6 protein-coding genes are annotated in these 3,097 nt (G+C 72.7%); all 6 read left to right on the top strand.

Annotated elements, in window-relative coordinates; genetic code table 11:
* On the top strand, positions 1-730 hold a 730-nt coding region (locus DKL51_RS31715; RefSeq protein WP_124813124.1), incomplete at its 5' end, for a type II secretion system F family protein.
* Positions 731-755: 25 nt separating this feature from the next.
* Positions 756-956: a hypothetical protein gene (locus DKL51_RS31710; RefSeq protein ID WP_109966482.1), complete on the top strand. Its 201-nt coding sequence runs from the start codon at positions 756-758 to the stop codon at positions 954-956.
* A gap of 15 nt (positions 957-971) precedes the next feature.
* Entirely contained in the window at positions 972-1,412 is a 441-nt protein-coding gene (locus tag DKL51_RS31705) for a TadE/TadG family type IV pilus assembly protein (protein ID WP_423790609.1), read from the top strand.
* Positions 1,409-1,876: a hypothetical protein gene (locus DKL51_RS31700; protein WP_109966483.1), complete on the top strand. Its 468-nt coding sequence runs from the start codon at positions 1,409-1,411 to the stop codon at positions 1,874-1,876. The genes DKL51_RS31705 and DKL51_RS31700 overlap by 4 nt, the downstream gene beginning before the upstream one ends.
* Positions 1,873-2,319 (top strand): pilus assembly protein TadG-related protein, encoded by a 447-nt coding sequence (locus DKL51_RS31695; protein WP_109966484.1) that lies wholly within the window; start codon positions 1,873-1,875, stop codon positions 2,317-2,319. Before DKL51_RS31700 ends, DKL51_RS31695 begins: the two co-directional genes overlap by 4 nt.
* Positions 2,316-3,097, top strand: a 782-nt coding sequence (locus tag DKL51_RS31690) for a LysM peptidoglycan-binding domain-containing protein (protein WP_260428750.1), incomplete at its 3' end; no start/stop codon positions are given. The genes DKL51_RS31695 and DKL51_RS31690, both read left to right, overlap by 4 nt.

The raw sequence follows: 3,097 nt of genomic DNA, 5'->3' as shown, positions 1-3,097 counted from the left end.
GCCGTGGCGCGTGCGGCTGCTGGCCGGGCCGTGGCAGGCGGTCAACCTGCCGGGCGGCCGCACCCGCGCCGACCTGGCCGTGCTGGAGCGTCCCGTCGCGGCGCACCTGGCCGACCAGACCCTCGCCGTGATCGCCGGCCTGCTGCTGCCGCCCCTGGTCGTCGCGGTGCTGGCCGCCGGTGGCACCACCTTCGCCGCCGGTGTGCCGCTGTGGGCGTCCCTCGCCGGCGGTGCCGGCGGATGGTGGCTCGCCGAAACGACGGTGCACGCCGAGGCGCAACGCCGCCGCGACGAGCTGCGCTACGCCCTGTCCGCCGTGCTCGACCTGGTCGTCATCTCCCTGGCCGGCGGCGCCGGACTCGAACAGGCCCTCGACGACGCCTGCGCCGACACCTGCGGCTGGGCCGCCAGCCGGCTCAACCGAGCCGTGGCCACCGCCCGGCTGCTGCGCATCCCACCCTGGCAGGCCCTCGGCCAGCTCGGCGAGGACACCGGCGTCATCGAAATGCAGGAACTGGCCGCCACCATGAGCCTCGCCGGCGCCGAAGGCGCCCGGATCCGCACCTCCCTGGGCATCCGCGCCGCCACCATGCGCGCCCACCAGGCCAACGCCCTCGAGGCCAAGGCCAACTCCGCCACCGAACGCATGTCGATGCCCGTGATGCTGCTCGCCGTCGCCTACATGATCTTCCTGCTCTACCCGGCCGTCGCCGCCATCGACACCTTCTAGCCCCTCACGTGAAGGAGTAGACATCGTGTCCCGACTGCACGCCGCACTGACCCTGCTCGGACTCACCCTGACCGACCGTATGCGCCGCCTGCGTGACTCCGGCGACCAGGGCAGCGAGACCACCGAAAAGGTCCTGTGGATCGCGTTCCTCGTCATCCTCGTCGCCGCCGTCTACGCCATCTTCAACACCAAGATCATCACGAAGATGACCGGCATCAACCTCTAACGGCCGGGGACCACGGTGCGCCGCACGCTGCGACGACTCGGTGGTGACCGGGGCTCGGTCACCACCGAGGTCGTCCTCTACGCCCCCCTGCTGATGCTGCTCGTCCTGCTCGGCGTGCAGATGGCCACCTGGGGACTGGCCCACCTCGCAGTGCAGCACGCCGCCAACCACGCCCTGCAGACCACCCGCGTCTACCAAGGCACCACGACAGCCGGACAGGCCGACGCACACACCGTGCTCACCCAGCTCGCCGGCAACCTCGTCGGCGACCGGCAGGTCAGCGTGACCCGCACCCAGGAGCGCACCACGGTGCGCATCAGCGGCACCGCTCCCCGCGTCGTGCCCTTCCTGCGCCTGCGAGTCGCCACCACCGCCGCCGCCCCAACCGAACGATTCCGACCCCAAGCCATGCCACGACAGGAGCAGACCGAGACGGCGAAGGAGGGCCGAGCATGACCATCCACCGGCACCCCGGACCGGGATCGGCACGCCGCCGGGCGAGGTGGCGCGACGACACAGGCTCGGTCAGTACCGAGATCGTGCTCAGCTACGTGCCGCTGATGGTCCTCGCCACCGTCGCGATTGTCGCCTGCCTCCGCCTGGTCTCCGCCAACCTTGACGTCAACGCCGCCGCCGCGGCCGCCGCCCGGCAAGCATCCCTGGCCCGCAGCCCGGCGGCCGCAGTCGCCGACGGGCAGGACACCGCCGCCGCGACCCTGCAGGGCCGCGACATCACCTGCTCACCGCGCACCGTCACCGTCGACGCCGGGGGCCTCGCCCCTGGCGGGCAGGTCGCCGTCACGGTCACCTGCACCGTCGCGCTGCAGGACCTCTACGGGCTCGGCCTGCCCGGCACGGTCCGCATCACCGGCACCGCCCGCCAGCCCGTCGACACCTACATCGGGGAACAACAACCATGACCCACCACCAGCCTCGCCGCCTGCTGCGGCGGCTGCGTGACGACGACCGCGGCCAGGTCACCCCCTGGACCATCGTCGGCGTGCTCATCGTCCTCATCCTCGCCGGCCTCGTCCTGGACCTCGGCCTCGGCATGTCCGACAAGGTCCGCGTCCTCGACCTCGCCCAGGCCGCCGCCCGCGCCGGCGCCCGCGAGATCGACCTGGACACCTACCGCCGCACCGGCACCGTGCAGCTCGACCCCGCCCAGGCCACCACCGCCGCCCGCACCTTCCTCGCCCAGGCCGGCGTCCCGGGCAGCGCCACCGCCTCAACCACCACCGTCACCGTCACCATCACGACCCGCCGGCCCACCCAACTGCTCACCCTCGTCGGCATCACCAGCCTGCCGGTCTCCGCCACCGCGACCGCCACACCACTCACCGGAGTCACCGCCCCCACTTGACCACCCAACTCCTCCCGGGAGCTGCCACCGTGCTCGCCCTGCTCACCTCCACCGCCCGCCGCGTCGCCGGCGTCGCGATGCTGGCGCTGCTGCTCGCCGGGGTTCCCTGGGCCCTGCTGCGCTACCTCCACCCGCCGCTGCCGGACAGCCTGCCGTCCGGGCACGACATCGCGACGACCCTGACCACCCCACTGACCGACCAGACCCTCGGCGCACTCCTCGTCGGACTGCTCTGGCTGGCCTGGACGTCGTTCGCCTGGTCGGTCATCGCCGAGTTTGCCGCCGCCCTCACCGGCGTTCGGCTTCCCCAACCGCGCGCCCTTGCGCCTGCGCGTGGCCTCGCCGCGCTCCTCGTCGCCACGATCACCGGAGGCGTCCTCGCCACCGCCGCCCAGGCCGCCACACCGCCCCTGTCCGCGCCCGCACAGGCCAACCCCGGCACCACGGTCATGATCACGGCAGCTTCCGACACGTCGCACCCTGCGAGCGGACGGGCCGCCACCGCGGCCGGGACGGACACACCGTCGGCCGCCGCGGCACCTGACCGCAAGACCGAAACCACCGGAGACCTGATCCTCGTCGCCGCCGGCCGCGAATACACCTACACCGTCAAGCGCGGCGACACCCTGTCCGAGATAGCCGAGCAGTGGCTCGGCGACCCTCACCGCTGGCCGGAAATCTTCGCCCTCAACCGCGGCACCCACTTCCCCGACGTCGGCGGAACCCTGCGCAACCCGAACATCATCTACCCCGGCTGGACCCTCGACCTGCCCGCAGA

Source organism: Micromonospora globispora (assembly GCF_003857015.1).
Lineage (GTDB): Bacteria > Actinomycetota > Actinomycetes > Mycobacteriales > Micromonosporaceae > Micromonospora > Micromonospora globispora.
The sequence above is the reverse complement of the archived record's forward strand: the minus strand, read 5'-3'. Positions and strand labels throughout refer to the sequence as shown.

Excerpts from the sequence above, each read along its gene's own strand:
- DKL51_RS31700 (WP_109966483.1), top strand. The coding sequence starts at position 1,409 with ATGACCATCCACCGGCACCCCGGACCGGGATCGGCACGCCGCCGGGCG.
- DKL51_RS31695 (WP_109966484.1), top strand. The coding sequence starts at position 1,873 with ATGACCCACCACCAGCCTCGCCGCCTGCTGCGGCGGCTGCGTGACGAC.